Source organism: Ochrobactrum sp. AP1BH01-1, assembly GCF_018066705.1.
Taxonomy (GTDB): domain Bacteria; phylum Pseudomonadota; class Alphaproteobacteria; order Rhizobiales; family Rhizobiaceae; genus Brucella.
This window is the reverse complement of the sequence record NZ_JAGPOU010000003.1, coordinates 851,498-875,849: the sequence shown is the minus strand read 5'-3', so window position 1 is coordinate 875,849 and position 24,352 is coordinate 851,498. Positions and strand designations below refer to the sequence as shown.

The following is a 24,352-nucleotide window of genomic DNA, read 5'->3' as shown; positions in this document are numbered from 1 at the left end:
AAACCGGCGCATCACCACTTGGTGTGCACCTTGAGCAAAGCCTTCCTGCCTTCGCCGTAACCGCAGACATAGACGCCCTGACATCCAGCGACATAATCCTTGTCGAACAGATTGTTCACGTTGAGATCGATACCCCAATTATCCTTTTCATAGCCGAGTTTCAAATCGGCGAGTGCCACGGCGGGCACTTTCAGCGTGTTCTGCTCGTCGGCATAGGACGAACCGACGTAACGCACGCCGCCGCCCAGCGTCACGCCCTTCAGCGCGCCTTCGGGCACCTTATACTCGACGAAGACCGAAGCCTGCTGCTCCGGCAGGAGATAAGGACGCTTACCGACAAGCGTTGGGTCCGAGGCGTTTTCCTTGACCTTCAGGTCATAGGCGGTGACGCTCGCCGTCACCTTCCAGTCTTCAGCAATATTGGCCTGCACTTCGAGTTCGAAGCCGCGCGAATTGACCTTGCCGAGCTGTTCACGGGCAAAGCTGGAGCCGGTCAGCGAATTTTCCTTGGTCAGATCGAAGAAGGATGCGGTGATCAGGCCATCGAAGAATGCCGGACGATATTTGACACCCGCTTCATACTGAACACCGGTTTCCGGCTTGGCATAGCTGCCGTCATACAGGGTCTCGATAATCGGATTGAAGAAGGTCGCAGCACTTACATAAGGCGTGATGCCGTTTTCAAATTCATAGCCGAGACCCGCGCGACCGGAAAAGCGGCCCGTGTCATATTCAAAGCTCGGAAGTCCTGAAGCTTCGGTCCAGATATGATCGTAACGACCATTCAGCGTCAGTATCCAGCCATCGCCGAATTCCATGCGGTCCTGCGCATAGACACCCACCTGATTGCGGCGCAGATCCTGATCAATATAGGGGTCCCACATAGGGCCCTGAGCCTCACCATAAACCGGGTTATAGGCGTCGATGATCGTCGCGCCGCCGGTCTGCTGCATTTGGTCGATGCGGAAATACCGGTATTCCGCGCCGAACAGCAGATTGTGATCGATGGCCCCGGTCGTCACCTTGCCTTCAAGCTGGTTATCAGCCTGGAAGGTGTTGACCGTCGTATCGTGCTTGAAATTGATGCGAGCGAGGTAGGGATTGCCCGCCGCGGGCTGCGCCAGAAATCCGTCATAGCCGTAAGGGTAGAGGCTATGCTCCTTCACATTGGCAAAGCCGTAGCGGACGTTCTGGCGGATGGTCCAGTCACTGTCGAATGTGTGTTCAAACTCATAGCCGATCGATAGCTGCTCGCGATCATAGGAATCGACATCCGGCTCGGTAAAATTCGCCTTGCGCGAAATCTTGCCGAACTCGGTCGGCACCACCGTGCCATAGTAAGGCAAAAAGCCGCCATCATGCGTCAGGTCCAGATGGGTATAGTTGGCCAGAATGGTCAGGCTGGTCGATTCATCCGGCTTGTATTCGATGCTTGGCGAGATGACGCCACGAAACTCCTTGGAAAAATCCGTATAGTTGTCGCCGCCCTGGATCTTGCCGTTGACGCGGTAATTGACCGTCTCCGTCGCCTTGTCGCCAATGTCGAAGCCGAGATAGCCATTGCCATAGCTGTTAATGCCCGCCTCAAGATAGCGCAGGCGTTCGCCCGTCGGGCGCTTGCTGATATAATTCACGATACCGCCGGGATTGGCGCCGCCATAAAGAGCCGATGCCGGACCGCGCAGCACATCGATGCGTTCGATCTCGAAACTGTCGATGAAATAGCCGCCGAAGCCATAGCTGAAATTCTGCAACCCATCGAGATAGGTGCCGTTGGCCGTCGCGTCGAAACCGCGAATATAAAGCCAGTTCGTATCATTATCGACGCCGAAAGGCTGGGCCAGCACGCCGGGCGTATAGCGCAAGGCTTCGTCGATCTTCTGCGCGCCGAGCGCATCCATCTGATCGCGCCCCACGACCGATACGGATTGCGGAATCTTGTCGATTGCAACGCTGTCCTTTGAGCCGGTGGTCGTCGCCTGAGGCACAAAGCCCCGGACCGGCGCAACACCGTCGGCGCGCGTGGTGCCGCCATTGCCATCGGACTGGATGACAACCGTGTTCAGCTGAAGGGGTTTATTGGCTTCCTGCGCCAAGGCAGGAATGGCGGCAAGCGCAGTACCGCTTGCCAACAGGACGAGAAGATTGTGCTTCATCGACGGCATATGATGTGACCCCTAAGACGGATAAAAACGCGAACCTTCACAGGCTCCCGCGACCCCGCAGACGGGCGCGTTAATATGAGTGCTTATATCAAGAATATTCGGCAGGATTGTTCGTTTTTATGGCAAATTGAACGATCTTCAGCTCATCTCAGCGTGCAGTAAAAAAGCAATCCTTACTGTGGCTCTGTTACACCTGTTGTCTCAGCCATGCCGCCGGCGTTGTCCCGGTCTGCTTCTTGAAAACACGGGTGAAATGGGCCTGATCGGAGAACCCGACCAGCGCCGCAATATGCGGCAGCGGCGTGTGCGCCTGAAGCAGCAGCGCCTGCGCACGCGCAATGCGTCGCTCCATTTGCCAGCTGTGGGGCGACACGCCCGTCGATGCCTTGAAGGCACTGCAGAAATATGTTTCCGACAGGCCCGCCAGATCGGCCAGTTCCTGCAAGCGGATGATGCGCGCGTAATTATCCTCGATGAAATCGGTCACGCGCCGGAGCCGCCATGGTGACAGCCTGCTCGCGCCCGCGCGCGGCTGTGCTTCCGCCCCGAACAGTTCCGCGACAAGCGCGTTGATCAGGCCTTCGCCATAGAGATCGTGCAATGGCGCATTGGACAGGCACTCTTCCGCCAGAAGCCCGCCGATCTGCTCAATCCTGGCATTGGAAAACAACAGGCGCGGACGCTCAACCGCAGCCCTGTCTAGTGCGCCACCAAAGCGCTGCTGCAGCGTGTTGATGTCGAGATGCAGATCGAGATGCTTGAGCTTTCCCGGTCTCGCACTCTCGCTCCAGATCGTCATGCCCGCCGGAATATAGCAAAGACGCGAAGGGTTCGCGCCTTGCGCAACTGCACGCCCCTTGCTGCCGGGACGGATATCGAGTGCGCCCTGACTTTCGCAGACGAGAAACAGGCGCGGCGCTTGCGAAACATATTCGCCGCGCGCGCCGGGACCGCATTCGACAGACCACACGTCGGCAATCGCGCCATTCCAGACGCGATAGTGAAGATCGTCCAGCAAGGTGACGTCTTCGATCCGGCTTTTCATATGCGGATGGAAACCCAAATCTGCTTTTCCTGAAATCTCAATCTAAAAGAGGTATAACTTACTCATGTTTTTGTGGCAACTTTCGAAAAGCTGCGTTATTGCAGGGAAAGCACCGCGCCAGAGGACGACGATTGATGACCAGCTTGTTCGAACTTGAGGATGTCAGCTTTTCGGTTGCCGGGCGCACCCTGTTGCAGCCTTTGACCATGTCGATACCGGCAGGAAGCGTGACAGCCTTGATCGGACATAACGGCTCCGGCAAATCAACACTGCTTAAAATCCTTGCCCGGCAGCAGCCCGCTTCGGGCGGCACAATCCATTTTGCGGGCAAGCGCCTCAACCAATGGGGCGACCGCGAATTTGCGCGCAAGCTTGCCTATCTGCCGCAGCAGACGGCATCCGCATCGGGCATGCTGGTCAAGGAGCTGGTCGCGCTTGGCCGTTATCCCTGGCACGGCGCTCTGGGCCGCTTTGGTGATACCGACCGCGCAAAGGTGGAAGAGGCCATCGAACTGACCGGCATCGCACCTTTTGCAGACCGGCTTGTCGATACGCTTTCCGGCGGCGAACGCCAGCGTGTCTGGCTGGCCATGCTGGTAGCGCAGGATGCGCAATGCCTGCTTCTCGATGAACCGACCTCGGCGCTTGATATAGCCCATCAGCTGGAAGTTCTGTCGCTGGTGCGCAAGCTGTCGCAGGAAAAGGAACTGAGCGTTTTCATCGTGCTGCACGATGTGAACATGGCCTCGCGCTTCTGCGATTCCATCTTCGCGCTGCACAGTGGCCGCCTGATCGCCCAATCAACACCGACCGGTGTGATGGAGCCCAAGCGGCTTCAGGAAATTTACGGCGTGCCGATGGAAGTCATGTGCCACGCCGCAACCGGGCATCTCATTGCCGCTCCTCTCTAATCAGAACGCCCAGCCTGCAGGGTAGCGTTCAACGTCTTGACCGTTCCATCCTGCCAGATTGCTCCTAAACCTGACTGCCCCGACATTGATGGCATGCATGTACGAGCATTATCCAACAGTAGCTTCTCTGCGATAGGTTGAAACCAGCGATCAATGACAAGGCGCTTTCATACCCTCAAACTGCTGTGCCGCCAAAGCGAGGAAGTGCTTAACTTTTCACGCTCATCTCCGAACTGTTGGACAGAATAGCCGATTGCAAGATTGTCCAACCGTCGTCCCGACAATAGAGAACGTATGAGCATGAAGTTACACGCATGCCATCGCTTATTACCATCCTGGAAAAAGCATGGCTCCTGATGAGCACTTTAACCAGGGATGTACAAGTATCTAACGGCCCGCAATGCGCGTGCATCCGTCATCTCGGGTATTTCGTCAACGAATTCACAATTGTCCCCAGATCCGTTCCAGTCGGTATGGAAGCCCTCCCCGCGACACGAACGCATCAAGGCGAACACCTTTGCGTCATCCTTTTGCGACAAGACGAGCCCCTTTCGTTACCGGAAATGACAATTACGTTCGCGAAGCTCTTGACTTGACTTATGACATAAGTCATATGACAGATGCTGCGTTTTACTAATGGGGATTACAGCATTTAAGAGACGCTGCGGGAGGAAAAGTCGAAGTGTTACAGGGAGCGCGCTTTGACAAAACAAGCTGGAGGAAATCATGATCAAGAAACTGTTCAGGCGGTTTGCGCTTGCGGCATCTTTCGTGTCCGCTATGTGCCTGGGCGCGTCGTCCGCGAATGCGCAGTCTCTGTCGGACATCACTGGAAAAGGCACCGTAACGATCGGAGTCCTTACAGGCATCCCGCCCTACGACACGGTTGACGCTAGCGGCAAGACTGATGGTTTTCTCGTGGATGTAGCGCGCGATGCGGCCAAAGCGCTTGGCGTCAATCTGGAAGTTGTTCCGGTCAATAACGCTTCTCGTTCGGCTGCACTCGAGTCCGGCCGCGTTGACTTTTTGATTGCGCAAATGACTGCGACGCCAGAACGCGCCAAGACATTTCTTATGACTAATCCATATGGCGCTTATGAAATGCGTTTCATTGCCGCCAAGGATATGAAGGTTGAAACTCTGCAGGATCTGGCTGGAAAGCGCATCTCGGTACCAAAGGGAAGCACCCAGGATGTGGCCGTAAGCGGCTATGGCATTGAAGGCCTGGAAGTTGTCCGATTTGATGACGATGCGCTGGCAATGCAAGCTCTGATTTCAGGTCAAGTTGATGCGACCGCGGCGGTGGCAGCCGTTGCGGAAGACATCATCAAAAAGCGCAACCTCACCAATCTGGAGATCAAGAAAGACGTTCCTATCTTTACGCTCTATTGGTCGATGGCTACCCGCAAGGACTCAACCGAACTGCACCAATGGTTGAACAACTTCATCTATTATCAGGAAGTGACCGGTCGCCTTAATGAACTCCACGAGAAGTGGATCGGCGGACCTATTCCGGGTGGAAAACTACCGGCGTTCTAAGCCTTTTCTGTCTGATCGGCGTCGCATGCCGCGATGTATGCGATTGCCCGTTCCTTCATGCTGTATTTTTCGTGCAGGGCCTGCCCAGCGAAAGAATAGGCATAAAAATTAAAGTGTTACAGCACCTCGCAATCCCGCTTCTGCGTCGCTGTTAACTCTGAAAGATCAACACAATGGCCTATGAGATGGACTTCGCTCCGGTCTTAGCCCGGGCTCCCGAGCTTGTAATCGGAACAATCAACACGATAATCCTGTCTACAGAAGCAATCGCCATCGGCCTTATGATCGGACTTGCGGTGGCCCTGCTGCGTTTCGATGGCCCACGCTGGGGCAGGAAAACGGGCGCTCTCTATGTTGAAGCATTCCGCAACACACCGCTTCTGGTGCAACTCTTTCTTATCTACTTCGGCTTGCCCTATACCGGAATCAAACTGAACGCCAATCAGGCAGCAATATTTGCTGTATCGCTTAACCTTGGAGCCTATTCGGCGGAGATTTTCCGCGCAGGTCTATTGGCTATTCCAAAGACCCAGATTCAGGCCGGTCTGGCGCTCGGTCTGTCTCAGTTTCAGGTCATGCGTTACGTGGTTCTCGTGCCTGCTCTTCGCATCGTCTATCCGGCATTGACCGGTCAGCTGACACTGACTTTGCTTGGCACGTCGATTGTGTCCGCGGTTTCGGCAAAGGAACTGACTATGGCAGCGGCTACGATCGAGTCGCAGACGTTCAGGAGCCTTGAAACCTTCCTGGTCGTGGCCGTCATCTATATCTGCATCACATTCTTCTTCCGCTTTATTTATATGCTGTTCGGTCTCTGGCTGTTCCGCCGCCGGGTAGATGTCAGCAATGAAACTGCGGCACTGATGCTCGACGTTCAGGAGCAAAAGCCATGATCCAGTCATTCGGATGGGCAAGCATTCAGTTTCTGATCCAGGGCCTTTGGTGGACGGCTGGCCTCTCGCTTATCACTTTCGTCTGCGGCGGCATTCTCGGATTGCTGTTTGCACTGGGTCGCTCACTCGGGCCGAGATGGCTGCGCTGGATCATCATGGGCTACATTCAGCTCGTGCAGGCAACACCGCTACTGATCCTGCTGTTCCTATCATTCTATGGTCTCAGCTTCCTCGGTTTCTACTTTCCGCCGTTGGCGGCAGCCGCGATCTCGCTGACGATCTACACAACTGCGTTTCTGGCGGATATCTGGCGCGGTTGCATTGAATCGATCCCTCGCGCTCAGTGGGAAGCTTCGGATTCACTTGCGCTTAGTGGAACCCAAACGCTGCGCTACGTGATCCTGCCGCAAGCCTTTCGCATAGCACTCGGTCCGACAGTCGGCTTCATGGTGCAGGTGATCAAGAATACGTCGGTGACTGCTCTGATCGGCTTTGTCGAACTCACCCGTGCCGGGCAGCTTCTCAACAATATGACCTTCCAGCCTTTCCACGTCTTCCTGACGGTCGCAGTGATGTACTTCGCGCTTTGCTACCCGTTGTCGTGGTGGAGCGAGAAATTAAAGGAGCAGAAAAATGCCAGCGCTGCGCATTGATAACCTGCAAAAATCTTTTGGCTCTCTGCCTGTTCTTAAAGGTGTGGATCTTTCGGTTGAGTCAGGAGAAACCGTAGCCGTTATTGGACGGTCCGGTTCTGGCAAAAGCACGATGTTGCGCTGCATCAACGGGCTTGAGCCGTTCAACTCAGGTTCAATCACAGTAGTTGGACACAAGCTTGATAGCACCAACAAACATCTGCGCGACTTGCGCAAGGAAGTTGGAATGGTGTTTCAGAGCTATAATCTGTTTCCCCATCTGACGGTCGCTGAAAACATCAAACTGGCGCCGCGTCTTGTGAAGAATGTGTCCAAAGCCGAACAGGAAGAGCTGGTTGATGAGGTGCTGTCGAAAGTAGGCCTTCTGGAAAAGAAAAATGCCTACCCAGACTCAATGTCAGGTGGTCAGCAACAGCGTGCAGCGATTGCCAGATCATTGGCAATGAAGCCAAAAGTGATGCTGTTTGATGAGGTGACTTCTGCGCTCGATCCGGAACTTACCGGAGACGTTCTGAAGACTATCGCTGAACTCGCCAAAACCGGCATGACCATGCTTTTGGTAACGCACGAGATGGGTTTTGCCCGTCGTGTCGCGACCCACACCGTCTTCATGCATCAGGGAAAAGTCTGGGAGGCCGGACTTTCCGAGGAACTCTTCGCAAATCCGAGAACGCCGGAATTGCGGGCGTTCCTCGCGTCCGATGTGAAGTGAACCAACAATCAATTCCAAACATAACTACTGACTCAAGGAGAGAGCAGTGCCTGTAGTTGAAAATCTGAAACTGGCTGAAAAGCTGCGCAATGGCGAAGCGACGTTTGGCACGACATTCTATACCGGTTCGACAACAGCAATCGAAGTTGCAGGCAACTGGGGCCTGGATTTCGCTTTCATCGATGCCGAGCATACGCCTGTCAACGTCGATACCCATATAGAAAAACTGGTGATGGCAGCACTTCTGTCCGGGATCGCACCGCTGGTTCGCGTTCGCGGCACCAATGAATGGGATATCCGCAAGTCGCTGGAAATCGGTGCGACAGGCATTATCGTGCCGCAGGTCAATACCGCCGAGCAGGCCCGTGCAATCGTTCGTGCGGCAAAATTCCCTCCTTATGGCCGTCGCGGTGGCGACGCCTCCTGCCGTGCTGCAGGTTTTGCCGGACCAGGGTTCCAGTGGTCATCCTACATGGAACGCGAGAACGCGAACAAGCTCGTGATCCCAATGGCTGAAAGCTTCGAGTTCTTCGACAATATCGATCAAATTCTTGATGTCGAAGGCATTGATGTCATCAATTTCGGCCCGGCCGACTACTCGATCTCGCGTCGCATTTCGATCGACTATTCCATGTCGCATCCGGAAGTTGATGAGAAGTTGAGTGAGTTGATCGAAAAGTGCCATGCGCGCGACATCAAGGTCATGGCGCCATGCATCCCGCCAGTCGCCGAAAGCGTAACCGCGCTCAAGAAGAAGGGCGTGGACATGATCATTATGGGCAATGACGTGATGTTCCTTAATGAAGGAAATCGTCGCGCACGCGAAGCAATCGACGCGTCAGCCAAAGCATAAATCTGCGAGGAGCACACGACAATGACTGATATTTTTAGTGTCAAAGACCGCGTTGCGGTTGTGACAGGCGGGCTTGGCCAGCTTGGAACACAGTTTTCCAAGTCGCTGGCCGAAGCCGGGGCGAAGGTAGCAATCTTCAGCCGCCGCCCATTCACAAAGCAGCAGATTGCAGAAAAATTCCCGGGTCTTGAAGATCGCATCCGCGTGTATGAGGCAAGTGTCACAGACAAGGCTGCCCTTGAAACTGCAACCAGGCAGCTGATCGCTGATTGGGGCGTGCCGCATGTACTCGTCAACAATGCGGGTATCGATTCGAAGCCAGACGGTTCCGCAGAGCAGAATGCGCCGTTTGAAGTCTATCCGCAGAATTTCTGGGATGAGATTATCGACACCAATCTGACCGGCGTTATGCTGACCAGTCAGGTTATCGGCAGCCACATGGCATCTGAAGGTCGCGGTTCAATCATCAATGTCGGTTCGATCTACGGTCTCGTTTCGCCAAATCAGGCGCTCTATTCCTATCGTGAAAAACGCGACGGCAAGCCGTTCATCAAAGCAATTTCCTATGCCGCTTCCAAGTCGGGACTTATCAATCTCACACGTTATCTTGGCACCTATTGGGGCGAGAAGAACGTTCGTGTAAATCTGATTTCGTTCGGTGGCGTAAAGACTGCAAGCTTTGACAAGGAATTTATCGATGCGTTCCTTGATCGTGTGCCGATGCGTCGTCAAGCTGAGATCGACGAATATAACGGTATCATTCGTTTCCTCGCTTCTGATGCGTCGTCTTACATGACGGGCTCGAATGTCGTTGTGGATGGCGGTTTTACTGCTTGGTAAAGATCGATAATTCCAGATAGGAGAAGCCGAAATCAGAACCTGACTATGTCAAAACCTTGACACAAGACGCCAATTCACATATGACATATGTCATAACTTCATGGTGATTATAACGCGATAGCCGGGGCTTCGGAGTGGTAAAATGGTGATTGGTTCAGGTTCCCCTCCTCTCGATCGCGGCAAGTTGCATATGCATATTGTTGCCGCGATTGAGGCCCGCATTCTCTCCGGCGAACTTCAGGTAGGAGAGCGCCTGCCTTCTGAAGCCGAGATTGGCAGGACATTTGGTGTCAGTACTCGATCTGTGCGCGAAGCCATGCAGGTTCTGGAAACCAAGGGGCTGGTGCGGCGTCGCCATGGTGAAAGGGCCGAGGTTGTACGAGATGATGTCAGCCAGTTCATGGACTCACTGGTTTCGTCAGTCGGATCGCTTTTTGCGCGTGACTCGTTTTATCTCGTTCAGGCCATGGATGTGCGCCGACTGATCGAAGTGGACGTCGCAGGGCGTCTCGCTTCTGGCGAGGGGCAACTGCGTGGTGGAGTAATCGCAGCGCTTGATGTCATGCATAAGTCTGCCGATGATAGTGACTTCTCCCGTTTCGCCGAAGGCGATGCGGCTTTCCATAGAGCTTTGGTGCAATCCTTGGGCAATGAGATTTTAACCTCACTGCACGGTAATCTTCATTCGCTCATCACTGAGGTCATCAAAGTATCCAGCCGGGTCCCGAGCAAGAAACTGAGCGCGGGGCTGGCAGAGCATGAGAATATTTACGGGCTGATTGCAGCAGGTAAGGCCAGTGATGCGCGCGAAGCCATGCGCGAACACATCACCAACAGTACGGCTTATCTTGAACAAGCGATCAGACAATCCAGAAACAGGCCTGAAGCGGGCAAAACGGAAGAACAAAACAATGAGCTGCTATGATTATTCGCGCGTCAACTGGGATGCCATCAAACGCCTTTCTCGTTGGTATTCGGGCGATATTCAGGATGTGATGGACAAGCACGGCTTTTATGGCTTTTTACAGGGATTGAGCTTGCAAAGCGTATTGAAGCCGGGACAGGTAATCTGCGGTCCTGTTCACACTGTTCTCTATGAAAAAAGCACGCGTACCGGCCAGCCGCAGGACGTTTACCACCGCACAATCGACAATGTTGTCGAAGGTGGAATTCTACTGGTGGATTCCTCTTGTGCCGAAGGTTCCGGAACTGGAGAACTGATGTCAACGGGCGCCAAAACCGCCGGTGCTGCGGCAACTATTGTCAATGGCACGGTGCGCGATATTGCTGAAGTGAAGAAGCTTGGTTATCCGGTCTTTGCATGTGGCGTTAGCCCCGTCGGGGTTTCTGGACGTATGGAACCGACCAAGTCGCAAGTCGAACTGAACATCAATGGCGTTCGTGTGCGTCCTGGCGATGTAATTTTCGCTGATATTTCTGGTGTTGTAGTTATTCCAGAAGAACTGGTTGCAGTTATCGCCGATGATGCCGATGCCAATGGTGATGGCGAAGCCCAATGCCGCGAACGCATCTTGTCTGGTGAGAAGCTGCAGAGCGTCTGGCCTTTGGGGTCAACGGGGCCCGTCTGACGAGCGGTTGATCTGTGTGGCAGATTATAAAAGCATCGGTTCTGGAGAAACGATCAGAGCAGGATATCGTTCTAGTCGTGCTTATTCTCCTTAGAGGAAATATCACCGGGCTCCGCTTACCTACAGTATAGTTTGGCGGGACCCTCACTCACACGGAGCACGCGCCCCATGCGCCCCAGATCGTTCTTCAATATTGTTGAACGATCTGTTCCATGCTAAATCATGTCTTTCACTTGCGATCCAAAAACAAAGGCATGACAGAACGTTTCATGAAGCTCGTTTCAACCAATTCGCGTCCCAACGATGCCGCCGCTCGAATGGCTGTCAAACCGGTGATCTGCTATCCGGTCGATACACTGCCACGACCTGATCTCGATGCTTATCGCAGCCTTCGCGACAAGCTCGTTCTCGTCCATCAGATTACTGTGCAACCGAGGGATGCGGAATGCTGGTCTATTCCTGCCGGCCACTTCTGCCGCATCTTATGCAGCGAGGGGCCGCAAGTCGGTGATCTCAACCTGTTCAATGCGGACGACTTTAACGAGAAATTCTATAGCGGCAAGACGCGCGCGCTCAACGGAACCCATGTGGGGCCAGGTGACCAGCTGTTCTCCAGTTTTCCTTATTTGCGTCCGATGGCCACCATCACCCACGACAGCCTCGACTGGTATGGCTTCGACGAATTTGGTGGCGCCGTGCATGACGTGATCGGTACGCGCTGCGATCCGTACACGAACAATCTTCTGAGCCATGGTGGACAGTACCATCACTGCTGCCACTCCAATCTCACGCGCGCTTTTGCAAAACAGACAGGCAAGCCGCTGAACGAGGCCGAAACCTATATTCACGACGTGCTCAACGTGTTCATGTGCACGGGCTTCACCCGGGATACGGGGCAATATTTCATGAAAGCAAGCCCTGTACGACCGGGCGACTATCTGGAATTCTTTGCTGAGATAAATCTTTTGGGCTGTCTGTCCGCGTGTCCGGGGGGCGACTGTTCGGCGGAACATTCTTCCGATACTGCTGCCTGTTATCCAATGGTGGTGGAGGTTTACAAGGCAGAGCGTTTGCCGGAAGGCTGGGCGCCGCCCGCTGCCAACGGATATGATCGCACGCACGGTCGGTAAGTTGGGAAAAGACCAACAAAAACGCCGCGATTAATCGCGGCATTTTCTTTCGATCGCCGAAAACTCAATACTTCAGTCGGCGGGAGCGTAGCTGCCATCTTCGCGGTGCACCTCGTTGCCTGCCAGCGGCGGCGTGAAAACGCAGACCAACACGAGGTCGCCCTTGGTGGCGCGCAGGATATGCGGGTCGTTTTCGTTCAAGGCATAGATGGTGCCCGGCCGGATCGGAAACACTTCGCCGCTCAGCTGGTGCTCGACTTCGCCTTCACCCGAAATGCAGTAGTTGGTTTCGAAGTGGTTCTTGTAGTGCAGGTGCAGTTCTGCGCCTTCCTTGACGCGGGTTTCGTGGACCGAATGGCCCATGCCGTCGTCACGCACGATCATGCGGCGGCTCTCCCAACCGGGTCCAGAAGCATCGCGTGCGGTGCCTGCGATTTCATCGGATGTTACGACAATCATAGTATTCTCCTCATTTTAGTATCAGAAAAGGTTGTTAAAATTTGGCGGCCAGTGGCGCGAGTACTTCCGCGATGGCAAGCAGCGTTTCGTCGTGGCCGCGGCGTCCGGTGAACATGAGACCGGCAGGGTGCTTGCTGATCGGTAGCGAGATGCTGGGCAGATCAAGACGATTGGCGAATTCTGTCAGCGAGAATGCGCGCCGGTTGAGCGCCAGATAGATTTCCTCGTCTGCAAGCGCGGCCAAAGCGGGCGGCAGCATAGGAACGGTTGGCAAAATGAAACCGTCAAAACCTTCGATCTCCTCATCGAACTGCTCACGGCAGGCAGCAAGGGCGTTCAAGGCATTCACGTAGAGATAGGCGGGATTTTCCCGACCTTTTTGAATGCGCGTTCCGACCAAGGGATCGTATCTGTCGAAATCGACGGCGAGCCGCTCGCGATGAAGCGCATAAGCCTCGGCACCAATCATCCCGCCGTCGACGGCAATCCTGGCACTCTCGATCAGGCTTGGAAGTTCAATATCTCGGATGACAATTCCTGCCTCTTCCAGAGCGGACCGGCAGGCACCGAAAAGCTTCTCGACGGTTCCGTCGAGGGTGGTTTCCGAGAGCAGACGGGGAATTGCCAGTCTTATCCGCTTTGAGCGTGGCAACTTCCTTGCTGGAATGCCAGTTGCTACATCGTCGATTAGGCGACAATGGGCGACTGAGGTGCTGATGATCCCCGGCACATCAAAGCTAGTCGATAACCACTGCATTCCATCGGTTTCGTAGCGCCCGCGGCTTGGTTTGAAGCCCACCACGCCACAGAAAGCCGCAGGAATGCGCGCTGATCCGCTGGTATCAGAGCATATGGCGAAATCGCTATATCCGCGCGCGACTGACACCGCTGCACCGGAACTCGAGCCGCCAGCGATTGCTTCTTCGGCAGGGTCGAGCGGTGTGCGTGGCGTTCCGAAGTGCGTATTGACCCCCAGCGCGCCATAAGCAAATTCGGTCATGTTGGTCTGGGCGAGTAATGTCGCGCCACCCGAACGAAGCCTGCGCACCAGAGCGGCGCTTGTGATAGCAGGAACAGTCTCTTGCAGCGCTTTCGAACCACAGCTTGTCACCCAGCCTTCCGTGTCGAAGCAGGCCTTGACCGTCATCGTCAGTCCTGCAAGCGGCGGGAGCTCACGGTTGGCTTCGCTAAGTGCTTGCCAATGGCCGAGCTCAATGCGGGCCGCCTCAAACCGTTGGTTGAGAAAAATCTCTCGTGCATCCCAGTCGCGCGCCGCATAGTCAGCCAGCGCCAGATCCAGCTTTTCAAGCCAGTTGCAAGGCATGGCATGTTCCAATCCGGATTTTCCTTGCGGATCGTGTTTCATAAAGCGTGTCCCGTTGGTGCAATCTGCTGCAATCAGTTCCGAACCAAGGCGGTCAGCATTTTTTCTGAATCTGTCAGATAATTCTCAAGCTCATCAGCCGCGGCTTCGCAGTCTCTCGCTGCAATGAGGCGATAGATTTCGGCTTCTCTTTTCAACCATGGCTCATGAAAAGCCTGTTCGTTGCCGGTGACGAAAACCAGACGCAGCTGGGTCACGAGCAAAGAGAACATCTGATCGAAGATTGGACTACCATGCAGCGATACAATTTCCTGGTGAAAGAGAAGGCTCTGACGGGCCACCGCCGTCCAGTCCGCGCGGGCGGTTGCTTCCCTTTCATTGCGAACCACCTCGTTGAGCCTTTCCAGCCAGTCAGCCGGAACCGACCTTCGCCCACGGAGGGCACCGAGCTCGACGACCCGGCGCACCACGAAGATGTCGCGAATGTCCGTTTCCGTCAGCCTCTTCACGCGGACGCTCTTGTTCGGCTCCTGCAACACCAATCCCTGCTGGCGCAGAAGCTGCAAAGCTTCGCGCAGGGTGTTGCGCGAGACATCGTAGACATTAATCAATTCGGCTTCGATCAGGCTCGTGCCGCTCAACAGGCGGCCTTTGAGAATGTCGTCGCGTATGGCGTTGGCCACGCGAATGAATGCGGGATCACGAAAGGTGGCAGGCTGGTTCATGTGTCAGACCGTCATATTCTTCAAAAAAGGTTTCAACTGCGGATAGATACCGGATTTGAGTTTATCCGGCGTATCGTCGCAGACGACCTTGCCCGCGTCCATAAAGAGAATTCTGTCAGATACCTCGAAAGCGAAGTTCATTTCGTGGGTTACGATGACCATCGTCACGCCTTCGCTTGCTAGCGAGCGGATAACACCCAGCACTTCCTCAACAGTTTCCGGGTCAAGCGCCGACGTGGGTTCATCGAACAGAATGATGCTTGGCGACATCATCAGCGCGCGAGCGATTGCAACGCGCTGCTGCTGACCGCCAGAAAGCTGGTGCGGGTATTTTCCCGCATGGGCGGCCATGCCGACCTTGTTCAGATAATGAAAGGCTTGCCGCTTAAGGCCAGCCCGCGCTCCGATCCTGTGGTACAGAGGCGCGAGGAGCATGTTTTCAAGCACAGTCTTGTGATTGAAAAGATTGAAGCTTTGAAACACCATGCCGACATCGCGAACCAATGAAACATCTTCCCGGAAGATATGCTTGCCCGATTGCGTCGCTTCGGCCGAGATGAAGGGCGAGCCATGCAGTTTTACTTCACCGGCATCCAGGCGTTCCAATCCGTTAAGCAGGCGAATGAAGGTCGTCTTGCCCGAGCCCGAACGACCGATGATGGAGATGACCTCGCCGGATTTCACCGTTAGGCTGACGCCCTTCAACACCTCATGCGAACCATAGGCCTTGCGCAGTTCGGTTGCTTCCAGAGCAATGGTGTCGGCTTGCTGGGATTTGCCTCGCGCGCGATCAACGGGAGCTTCAGTGCCAGACAGTTTTGCCGAAACCTCCTGTGGAGACAAGGTGCGTGCCTTCTGACCGCGCCGTATCACATCCGAGCGGCGTTCCAGCATTGAAAGACCGCGATCGAACAGCGTGACGACGAGGACGTAGAAGAAGGCGACAACAGTGAGCGTCTCGAGGACCAGAAAATTCTGCGTATAGAGCCGCTGACCAACGAGCAGGATTTCGGCAAGCGAGATGACCGAAACCAGAGAAGTGAGTTTGACGATAGTAACAAGTTCATTGGACAGTGCGGGCAATGAAACCCGAATTGCCTGTGGAATAACGATCAGACGCTGAATGCCAAAGAAGCTCAGCCCCAGCGCACGCCCGGCCTCGATCTGGCCTTTGTGAATAGCGATCAATCCACCCCGATGAATTTCTGCCATATAGGCGGTTTCACTGATGACGAGCGCGATCAGACCGGCAGCGAAGGAATTTGATAGGAGAGTACGAAGGACCGGAAAGACCTGCGGTAGGCTGTAGATGAAAATCAGCAGCACTAGAAGTGGAAGGCTGCGGAAGAACCAAATATAGGCTCGCGCTGGACCGTTGATCAGCGACCAAGGTGATTGCTTTGCCAATGCCAGACCAAAGCCCGCGATCGCCGCCAGCAGCCAGCTGAGCAAGCTGAGTTTGATCACTACCCAGCTCGCCTCCCAGAAATCCCGGTCTGCAAGCAGACCGAGCGCGTAATGCCAATCGTAGTTCAAGCGAAGCCTCCCGTTTCGGCTATGCAGAGGGAATGGAGCCCATCAGCCCCGCCCCGGTTTATTGAGCCGTGGCAACGACTGATTTGATTTCATCTTCGCTGACAGGCTCCATGCCATAGGCTTTGACGAGCGCATCGTAAGAACCATCCTTTCGCATCTCGGCCAAAGCATCGTTCATGGCATTGAAAAGTTCTTTATTTTGCGGGGTCGTGGCGACACCCACCATGATCGGATAGATGAGCCCACTGGATGTAACGGCATAATCGTCGGGGAACTTCTTAAGCAGTTCGGCAGCAACAACGTTATCCATGAATTCCACATCGACCGAACCGCTGCGCAACGCCTGCGTAACCTGCGCATCTGTATCGAATTCGCGTGTCTCGATGGCACCGAGATTGTTCTTGGCGCAATAATTTTCCGACAACGCCTTCAGCTTCGGCAGCCAGGATGCTCCCTGCATTGATCCAACGATCTTGCCGCACAGCTCCTTTTCGTTCGACGGGCGGAACTTGGCGCCCTTCAGTACGAGCAGAGACGAGCCTGCCTTGATGTAGGGAATGAAGTTGAGAATCTTCTGCCGCTCCGGGGTGACGTAAAGCGCTGATGCAATGACATCAAAATGATTGGCACGCACTCCAGTTATGAGGCTGGTGAAGCGAGTGTCCTTGAATTCTGCAGCAAGCCCAAGCTGTTTTGCGACCCCTTTCATCAACTCGACGTCGAATCCGGCTGGTTTGCCGTCTTTCATGTAGACGAAGGGCGGATAGGTCAGATCGGAACCAACCGATAGCGTATTTTCCTTCACGGTCAGAGGTGCGGCCGCCGTGCCATGCGGCGCAAGCGCACCAACAGCAAAGGTTGCGGCTAGCAACGCTGATTTCAACGTATTCTTACCCATAAAGTGTATGTAATCAGGCATGTTATTCCCCTATTTTGTTCAATAATATTGTTGAACAATTAGCGCTATAGAGTTACGCTGTCAACCGGTTCGGAGACCCTTTCCGTTTTGAACAAACACACCTGTGTAACCGGTCCGTCAGCACTCCCTGCGTGAAGGCGCACAGACCAACTCGCACCGGGTTGTCCGGCGCTATCCGTTCGATGAACATACCATCGCCGAATTGCAGTTGGCGGAGAAGCTCGAGAGTGCCCCCCCCCTCTGCAGATGAAGTGTATTGGAGCGTGGCGGCATCAACGATTTTGATATCTCCAACCCTTCGCGCCGATGCGCTTCATGATTGATGCCATCTTTCAAGCCGGCGTGAAGGCAAATGCCTGCGCATTGGCACTAGCTTTCTCCAAAATGGCGCACATCGGATCGGCTCCTGTCACGGCCAGTTTCTATGAGGCTAAGCCGAAAGGCTGAGGGCGTATCCCTGGATAGATCCTACGATTACCGGTCCTCTCACACTGTTGGGTAAATCTATCGCATCAGCGTCCGCGAGCGTCGGAGCAAAGACCAAGGCCTCGCTGGCCCACAAGAAGTTGTCACCCCCCTAGCGTACCCGGTCTTGGTCGGAACTGTACGACATAAGTGGTGCGTCCCTAGAAACTGGGAGCTTTTGTCCAGATCGATAAGGACGTACTCCGCGCCACGGGCGAGGATTGAGTTTTGCCTTAAGATTAATAATATTGCTTAAAATAATGGCAAAAAGAAATAGCTTGACGGAATTGCACTAAATTCAGTAATTTCCGGACTAAATTCGTATTTGGCATTTGGGCCCTTCTCGGAAACTGAAAATTCCGGAGGGGTTTTTGTGTTTGGCTTTTCGCATGTCTCAAAACAACAAAATTGACATCCCAGTCGGCGTCTTGTTTTCGCATTCCGGCCCTTATGAGAAGCTGGGCTACGAGGGCTATTGCGGAGCTATGGCGGCGATCAAGGCTGTCAATGATCGTGCGCTTCCGTTCAATCTTGTGCCGCGCATTGCTGACCCGAGTGGCAACCCGGACCGTTATGCGCCGCTGAGCGAAGAACTGATTTCGCAACAGGGCGTTAAGCACATCGTGGGTTGCACCACATCCTGGAGCCGCAAGGAAGTCATTCCCGTCGTTGAAAAGCGCGATACTCTGCTCTGGTATCCGTGCGTCTATGAGGGATTTGAGGCGAGCGACCGCGTCGTTTATGCGGCGGCCTGCGCCAATCAGCATCTTGTGCCCCTGATCGACTTCATTGTGCCCCGCTTCGGCAACCGCGCCATATTGCTCGGCTCGAACTATATCTGGGGCTGGGAAACCAATCGCCTCGCCCGCGAAATGCTAAATGCCGCGGGTGGCGAGGTTCTCGGAGAGCGAGCCATTGCAATCGGCGACACGGATATCAACCATCTCATCCGCGAAATCGAAAGCAAGAAGCCCGACTTCATCCTCAATAATCTGATCGGCGAATCGTCCTATACGTTCCTGCGTGCCTATGCGGAACTGGGCCGCAGAAACAGCGATTTCCGCACAGATGTCAGGCCTGTTCTGAGCTGCAATCTCTATGAAAGCGAACTGGAGCATGTCGGCAATGCCGCCGAGGGTAATTACAGCGTAAGCTGCTATTTCCGTACGCTGCCGGGCGAAACCAATCGTGCCTTTCTGGAAGCCGTCAGAAGTAATGGCTTCGACGGCAGCCTTTCGGCCATCTTCGCCCAAGCCTATTCCAGCGTCCTGATGATCGCTGCCGGCATCGAACGGGCCGGCACCGATGACGTCGAAAAAGTGCTCGCCGCAGTTCAAAAGCATACCACCAGCACGCCGCTCGGCGATGTGCTGGTCGAGTCGCGGACAAACCATATCGCCCTGCCCGCCCATATCGGACGGGCCAGACAAGATTGCAGCTTTGAAATCGTGCATGAGGCCGAGGTCGCCATTCAGCCAGACCCGTTCATGGCGCGAACGCATCTTCAAACATCCGCCAATCCGGGCCAGCAGCCCGGCTTTCTGAGGCTCGTCAAATGACTACGACAGACCAGGCCTTCATCGTCGCCAGTTGGGGCGCGTTCGAAAACTGGACCGCGCTGATCGTTCATCGCCGTCATACCAATGTCGATGCGATTGTGCAGCAGTTGCGCCGCATCGGCGTGGACGCTGTGGAATGCTGGCCAGATCTGCCCGAACACGCCGACATCTCCCGGTTCAATGTCGTCTTTTTCGATGTCGATATGGGCTATGACGAGCAGTTTCCATGGCCGCCGCAGCAAGCGCCTGTGCCCACTGTCGCCCTGATCGGCTCGGAAGCGCCGGGCCGGATCGGCTGGGCGCTGAACCAGGGGGCGGATGCGCAGCTTTTGAAACCAATCGGCAATGCGGGCGTCTATAGCGCTCTGGTCATCGCCATGCACAATTTCCAACGCCGCCATGCGCTGGCAACCCAAATTGGCGAACTGCGCGAAAGCCTTGCCGGACGCGAAGCCATTGCACAGGCAACAGCGGTCCTGATGTTCGCAGACAATATTTCCGCCAGACAAGCCTATCAGAAACTGCGCCTTGCCGCGATGGCAGAGCGCATCAGTGTCGAGGCCTTTGCCCGGCGCTTTCTGAGCGAAAAGCAGACAGGGAACGATCGTGAGCGCGCTTGACACTCTTCCGGTCGGCCAGAAGAAAGCCGAACGCGGCGTTCTTGGCCGGATCATCCGCCGACCGCTGGCCGCATTCGGCCTTGTAGTCATCGTCGTCACTGTCGCAGCCGCGCTTTTCGCACCGTGGATCGTTCCCTTCGATCCCAACGAACAGTTCTTCGACGGCCTGACGCTGGAAGGCGCGCCGCTCGCGCCCAACCTGAAATTCTGGTTTGGCACCGACCTCGTTGGGCGCGATCTGTTCTCCCGCCTGATTTATGGCGCGCAGACCTCGCTGATCATCGGCGTGGTGGCCAACGGCATTGCGGTGCTCATCGGTTCGACTGTCGGCATCTGCGCCGGATATTTCCGTGGCTGGGTGGAAACCGTGCTGATGCGATTTACCGATCTGATGATGGCCTTCCCCGCTTTGCTGCTGGCCATTGTGCTCGCCGCTATCTTCAAGCCGAGCCTCTGGATCGTCGCGATGGTGATCGCCATGGTCAACTGGGTTCAGATTGCACGCGTGCTTTATACGGAAACCCGGTCTCTCTCGGAACGCGATTTCATCGAGGCCGAGCGCGCCATGGGTGCGGGTGCACCCCGCATCATATTGAAGCATATCCTGCCGCATCTCTTTTCCACGATGATCGTCTGGGCGACGCTCGGTATCGCCACCACGGTTCTTCTGGAGGCGACGCTGTCCTTCCTCGGCATCGGCGTGCAACCGCCCACAGCCTCTTGGGGCAATATCATCTTCGAAAACCAGACCTATTTCACGAGCGCACCCTGGCTCGTCTTCATTCCGGGCGCGGCAATCTTGTTGCTGGCGCTTGCCTTCAACCTCGTCGGTGATGCCTTGCGCGATGTGCTCGATCCAACCCAGCAGGGACACCACTGATGCTCGCCTACATCACCCGCCGCCTCATCCAGACTGTGATGATCCTCATCGGCATCAGCTTCGTGACCTTCATCCTGCTTTATCTGGTGCCAGCCGATCCGGCGCGTCAGATTGCTGGTCGCAGTGCCACAGCGCAGACGGTCGAGAATATTCGCGAGCAGCTTGGCCTCAACCTGCCCTTCTATGAGCAATATCTGCGTTATCTGAAGGGGCTTGTTCAGGGCGATCTCGGACGCTCCTATCTTCAGAAAACCGAAGTGGCGTCGCTGATCTGGTCACGCCTGCCCGCAAGCCTGCTGCTGATGGCCGGAGCCATCTTCTCGGAACTCGCCATCGGTCTCACCATGGGCGTCATCGCCGCCACCCGGCGCGGCAGCCGCACCGACAATGCCTTGATGATCTTTTCATTCGTCGGCGTTTCGGCCCCGCAATTCGTCATCGGCATCCTGATGCTCTACGTGTTTGCGGTTAAGCTCGGCTGGTTCCCGATTGGCGGCTACGGAACGTTCATGCATCTTGTCCTGCCTTCCCTGACGCTCGGACTTCTCGGCGCGGGCTGGTATTCGCGCATGATGCGCTCCTCGCTGCTCGATGTTCTCCGTCAGGATTATATCCGCACCGCCCGCGCCAAGGGACTGGCACGCTGGAAAATCCTGCTGCGTCACGCCATGCCCAACGCCATCCTGCCGATCATCGCCATGATCGGCATCGACATCGGCCTGTTCATGTCGGGCATCGTCGTCGTTGAAAGCGTGTTTGGCTGGCCCGGCATCGGTCAGCTTGCGTGGCAGGCGATCCAGCGCGTCGACATACCCATCATCATGGGCGTCACGATCGTATCCGCTTTCGCCATCGTTCTCGGCAATCTCATCGCCGACCTCATCACTCCACTGATCGATCCCCGCATCAAGCTGCGGTGAAACCAAAAGACTCCAGAGAAAGGGACACCAATGAAAAAGACTTTTCTATCCGGCATATCGGCGCTGGCGCTCGGCCTCGCCATCTCGTTCGGGGCGCAGGCCGCCGAAATCAAGCAGGGTGGCTCGATGATCGTCACCTATAAGGATGACGTCTCGACGCTCGATCCCGCCATCGGCTATGACTGGCAAAACTGGTCAATGATCAAGTCACTGTTCGACGGCCTGATAGACTACGAACCGGGCACCACAAATCTGCGCAAGGAAATTGCGGAAGATTACACAATCTCCGACGACGGCAAGACCTTCACCTTCAAGCTGCGCAAGGGCGTGAAGTTCCACAACGGTCGCGAATTGACCGCCGATGACGTCAAATATTCCATCGAACGCGTCGTCAACCCGAAGACGCAGAGCCCCGGCGCTGGCTTCTTCGGCTCCATCGTCGGTTTTGAAGATGCATCCGCAGGCAAGGCCGAGGCGCTGTCCGGCATCACCGTGGTTGACCCCTACACCATCAAGTTCGAACTGAGCCGTCCGGACGCGACCTTCTTGCATGTGCTGGCGCTCAATTTCGCCCATATCGTGCCCAAGGAAGAAGTCGAGAAATACGGCGCAGATTTCGGCAAGCATCCGGTCGGTTCCGGCGCTTTCAAGATGACCGAATGGACGCTTGGCCAGCGCATCGTCTTCGAGCGTTTCAAGGATTATTACAATCCGTCGCTGCCGAAGCTCGACCAGATCACCTTCGAGGTCGGCCAGGAGCCGGTCGTTGCCCTTCTGCGTTTACAGAACGGCGAAGTCGACATTCCGGGTGACGGCATTCCGCCTGCGAAGTTTATCGAAGTCACCAAGGATCCGAAGTTCAAGGACCTGATCATTCAGGGCGGTCAGCTGCACACCGGCTATGTGACCATGAACGTCAAGATCAAGCCTTTCGACAATGTGAAGGTGCGTCAGGCCGTCAACATGGCCATCAACAAGGACCGTATCGTCCGCATCATCAACGGTCGCGCCGTTCCGGCCAATCAGCCGCTGCCGCCGTCGATGCCGGGCTATGCCAAGGACTATAAGGGCTATCCTTACGACCCTGAAAAGGCAAAGGCGCTACTCGCCGAAGCCGGTGTGGGCGATGGTTTTGAAACCGAGCTGTTCGTCGCCAATACCGATCCGCAGCCGCGCATTGCACAGGCCATCCAGCAGGATCTAGCCGCTATCGGTATCAAGGCCTCGATCAAATCGCTGGCACAGGCCAATGTCATCGCAGCAGGAGGCGAGCCTGACGGCGCGCCGATGATCTGGTCGGGCGGTATGGGCTGGATTGCCGACTTCCCCGATCCGTCCAATTTCTACGGCCCGATTCTGGGTTGCGGGGGCGCGGTTCAGGGTGGCTGGAACTGGTCGTGGTACTGCAATGCAGAGCTGGACAAGAAAGCGCAGGAAGCCGACGCCATCGTTGACCCGGCCCGCAAGCAAGAGCGCGAAGCCATGTGGCGCGATATCTATCTGAAGATCATGGAAGACGCGCCATGGGCGCCGATTTTCAACGAGGAGCGCTTCTCGGTTCGCTCCGAACGTCTGGGCGGTCCCGACGCGATCTTCGTCGATCCTGTCCACATTCCGGTCAATTACGACGAGGTTTATGCAAAAGATGTGCAATAACTGCCATTACACCATTCACGGTCGGCATCATCATTTCGGCTGGGACAACTCGTTCCAGCCGGCTGAAACGGTCGCGCCCGGCTCGACCCTGAAATTCGAATGCCTGGATAGCGGTGCCGGGCATTATCATCGCGGCAGCACGATCGCCGATGTGTCGACGATGGACTTTTCCAAGGTCAATCCGGTTACTGGCCCCATCTTCGTCGATGGTGCCAAGCCGGGCGATGTGTTGAAAATCACCATCCACCAGTTTGAGCCTTCAGGCTTCGGCTGGACCGCAAACATTCCGGGCTTCGGTCTTCTTGCCGACGACTTCAAGGAGCCGGCGCTGGCCTTGTGGAACTACAATCCCACAACGCTGGAGCCAGCACTTTTCGGAGAGCATGCGCGCGTTCCGCTGAAGCCGTTCGCCGGAACCATCGGCGTCGCACCGGCGGAAAAGGGGCTGCATTCCGTTGTGCCGCCGCGTCGTGTCGGCGGCAATCTCGACATCCGCGATCTTGCAGCCGGAACCACGCTTTATCTGCCGATCGAAGTCGAAGGCGCTCTGTTCTCCATTGGTGATACCCATGCGGCACAGGGCGACGGCGAAGTCTGCGGCACCGCCATCGAAAGCGCGATGAATGTGGCTCTGACGCTGGATCTCATCAAGGATACGCCACTGAAGATGCCCCGGTTCACCACGCCTGGGCCAGTGACGCGGCACCTCGATACCAAGGGTTACGAAGTCACGACCGGTATCGGGTCCGATCTGTGGGAAGGCGCGAAAGCTGCCCTCTCCAACATGATCGACCTTCTTTGCCAGACGCAAAACCTCAACCCGGTGGATGCCTATATGCTCTGCTCGGCTTGTGGTGATCTGCGCATCAGCGAAATCGTCGATCAGCCGAACTGGGTCGTCTCGTTCTACTTCCCGCGTTCCGTTTTCGAATAAGGCATAAGGGGGCGGTCCCGACCGC

24 protein-coding genes are annotated in these 24,352 nt (G+C 55.5%); 17 read left to right on the top strand and 7 right to left on the bottom strand.

Annotation, left to right across the window (positions count from 1 at the left end):
* Nucleotides 1-11 precede the first annotated feature (11 nt).
* Together J9800_RS14885 and J9800_RS14880 are read right to left on the bottom strand one after the other, a co-directional pair.
* On the bottom strand, nt 12-2,165 hold the full coding sequence (locus tag J9800_RS14885; protein ID WP_114215598.1) for a TonB-dependent siderophore receptor: 2,154 nt from the start codon (nt 2,163-2,165) through the stop codon (nt 12-14).
* Between the two features lie 187 nt (nt 2,166-2,352).
* Nucleotides 2,353-3,228: a helix-turn-helix transcriptional regulator gene (locus tag J9800_RS14880; protein ID WP_109366953.1), complete on the bottom strand. Its 876-nt coding sequence runs from the start codon at nt 3,226-3,228 to the stop codon at nt 2,353-2,355.
* 116 nt (nt 3,229-3,344) lie between these two features.
* Between J9800_RS14880 and J9800_RS14875 the strand changes: the two genes are divergently transcribed.
* From J9800_RS14875 to J9800_RS14830, 10 genes are all read left to right on the top strand, one after another.
* On the top strand, nt 3,345-4,121 hold the full coding sequence (locus tag J9800_RS14875; protein WP_114215599.1) for an ATP-binding cassette domain-containing protein: 777 nt from the start codon (nt 3,345-3,347) through the stop codon (nt 4,119-4,121).
* Between the two features lie 726 nt (nt 4,122-4,847).
* Nucleotides 4,848-5,660 (top strand): transporter substrate-binding domain-containing protein, encoded by an 813-nt coding sequence (locus J9800_RS14870; RefSeq protein ID WP_114215601.1) that lies wholly within the window; start codon nt 4,848-4,850, stop codon nt 5,658-5,660.
* 173 nt (nt 5,661-5,833) lie between these two features.
* Complete coding sequence (locus tag J9800_RS14865; protein WP_114215602.1) at nt 5,834-6,553, top strand: amino acid ABC transporter permease; 720 nt, start codon at nt 5,834-5,836, stop codon at nt 6,551-6,553.
* A complete protein-coding gene (locus J9800_RS14860; protein ID WP_114215603.1) occupies nt 6,550-7,206 on the top strand; it encodes an amino acid ABC transporter permease in 657 nt (218 codons plus the stop codon). Before J9800_RS14865 ends, J9800_RS14860 begins: the two co-directional genes overlap by 4 nt.
* Nucleotides 7,187-7,918 (top strand): amino acid ABC transporter ATP-binding protein, encoded by a 732-nt coding sequence (locus J9800_RS14855; RefSeq protein ID WP_114215604.1) that lies wholly within the window; start codon nt 7,187-7,189, stop codon nt 7,916-7,918. Before J9800_RS14860 ends, J9800_RS14855 begins: the two co-directional genes overlap by 20 nt.
* Before the next feature lie 46 nt (nt 7,919-7,964).
* Complete coding sequence (locus J9800_RS14850; RefSeq protein WP_114215605.1) at nt 7,965-8,771, top strand: HpcH/HpaI aldolase family protein; 807 nt, start codon at nt 7,965-7,967, stop codon at nt 8,769-8,771.
* Between the two features lie 21 nt (nt 8,772-8,792).
* Nucleotides 8,793-9,611 (top strand): SDR family oxidoreductase, encoded by an 819-nt coding sequence (locus J9800_RS14845; RefSeq protein WP_114215606.1) that lies wholly within the window; start codon nt 8,793-8,795, stop codon nt 9,609-9,611.
* A 142-nt stretch (nt 9,612-9,753) separates the two neighbouring features.
* Nucleotides 9,754-10,536, top strand: a complete 783-nt coding sequence (locus J9800_RS14840; protein WP_114215607.1) for a FadR/GntR family transcriptional regulator — start codon at nt 9,754-9,756, stop codon at nt 10,534-10,536.
* Nucleotides 10,523-11,200, top strand: a complete 678-nt coding sequence (locus J9800_RS14835; RefSeq protein WP_162792638.1) for an RraA family protein — start codon at nt 10,523-10,525, stop codon at nt 11,198-11,200. The genes J9800_RS14840 and J9800_RS14835 overlap by 14 nt, the downstream gene beginning before the upstream one ends.
* 254 nt (nt 11,201-11,454) lie before the next feature.
* The gene (locus tag J9800_RS14830; protein ID WP_502696717.1) at nt 11,455-12,330 is read left to right on the top strand and encodes an urea carboxylase-associated family protein; all 876 of its coding nucleotides are present in this window, start codon (nt 11,455-11,457) and stop codon (nt 12,328-12,330) included.
* Between the two features lie 72 nt (nt 12,331-12,402).
* Here the strand turns inward: J9800_RS14830 and J9800_RS14825 are convergent, their stop codons facing one another.
* The 5 genes from J9800_RS14825 to J9800_RS14805 are packed head-to-tail and all read right to left on the bottom strand — an operon-like array spanning nt 12,403 to nt 17,293.
* Nucleotides 12,403-12,789 (bottom strand): ectoine synthase, encoded by a 387-nt coding sequence (locus J9800_RS14825; protein ID WP_114215609.1) that lies wholly within the window; start codon nt 12,787-12,789, stop codon nt 12,403-12,405.
* 34 nt (nt 12,790-12,823) lie between these two features.
* Entirely contained in the window at nt 12,824-14,155 is a 1,332-nt protein-coding gene (locus J9800_RS14820) for an amidase (RefSeq protein WP_114215610.1), read from the bottom strand.
* A 32-nt stretch (nt 14,156-14,187) separates the two neighbouring features.
* A complete protein-coding gene (locus tag J9800_RS14815; RefSeq protein ID WP_114215611.1) occupies nt 14,188-14,838 on the bottom strand; it encodes a GntR family transcriptional regulator in 651 nt (216 codons plus the stop codon).
* Nucleotides 14,839-14,841: 3 nt separating this feature from the next.
* Entirely contained in the window at nt 14,842-16,374 is a 1,533-nt protein-coding gene (locus tag J9800_RS14810; protein WP_210845864.1) for an amino acid ABC transporter permease/ATP-binding protein, read from the bottom strand.
* A gap of 58 nt (nt 16,375-16,432) precedes the next feature.
* Nucleotides 16,433-17,293: an ABC transporter substrate-binding protein gene (locus tag J9800_RS14805; RefSeq protein ID WP_114215613.1), complete on the bottom strand. Its 861-nt coding sequence runs from the start codon at nt 17,291-17,293 to the stop codon at nt 16,433-16,435.
* Nucleotides 17,294-17,608: 315 nt separating this feature from the next.
* Between J9800_RS14805 and J9800_RS22115 the strand changes: the two genes are divergently transcribed.
* The 7 genes from J9800_RS22115 to J9800_RS14775 all read left to right on the top strand — a co-directional run bounded on the left by J9800_RS22115 (nt 17,609) and on the right by J9800_RS14775 (nt 24,327).
* Complete coding sequence (locus tag J9800_RS22115; RefSeq protein WP_286191744.1) at nt 17,609-17,740, top strand: hypothetical protein; 132 nt, start codon at nt 17,609-17,611, stop codon at nt 17,738-17,740.
* A 407-nt stretch (nt 17,741-18,147) separates the two neighbouring features.
* Nucleotides 18,148-19,317 carry a transporter substrate-binding domain-containing protein gene (locus tag J9800_RS14800; protein ID WP_114215614.1) on the top strand — a complete coding sequence of 390 codons (1,170 nt, stop codon included), beginning with the start codon at nt 18,148-18,150 and terminating at the stop codon, nt 19,315-19,317.
* A complete protein-coding gene (locus tag J9800_RS14795) occupies nt 19,314-19,937 on the top strand; it encodes an ANTAR domain-containing response regulator (protein ID WP_114215615.1) in 624 nt (207 codons plus the stop codon). Before J9800_RS14800 ends, J9800_RS14795 begins: the two co-directional genes overlap by 4 nt.
* Nucleotides 19,938-19,986: 49 nt before the next feature.
* Nucleotides 19,987-20,817 (top strand): ABC transporter permease, encoded by an 831-nt coding sequence (locus J9800_RS14790; RefSeq protein WP_371830809.1) that lies wholly within the window; start codon nt 19,987-19,989, stop codon nt 20,815-20,817.
* Nucleotides 20,817-21,737 carry an ABC transporter permease gene (locus tag J9800_RS14785; RefSeq protein WP_114215616.1) on the top strand — a complete coding sequence of 307 codons (921 nt, stop codon included), beginning with the start codon at nt 20,817-20,819 and terminating at the stop codon, nt 21,735-21,737. The genes J9800_RS14790 and J9800_RS14785 overlap by 1 nt, the downstream gene beginning before the upstream one ends.
* Nucleotides 21,738-21,767: 30 nt before the next feature.
* The gene (locus tag J9800_RS14780; RefSeq protein WP_114215617.1) at nt 21,768-23,393 is read left to right on the top strand and encodes an ABC transporter substrate-binding protein; all 1,626 of its coding nucleotides are present in this window, start codon (nt 21,768-21,770) and stop codon (nt 23,391-23,393) included.
* Nucleotides 23,383-24,327, top strand: coding sequence for an acetamidase/formamidase family protein (locus J9800_RS14775; RefSeq protein ID WP_114215618.1), 945 nt, complete (start codon nt 23,383-23,385; stop codon nt 24,325-24,327). The genes J9800_RS14780 and J9800_RS14775 overlap by 11 nt, the downstream gene beginning before the upstream one ends.
* Nucleotides 24,328-24,352 lie beyond the last annotated feature (25 nt).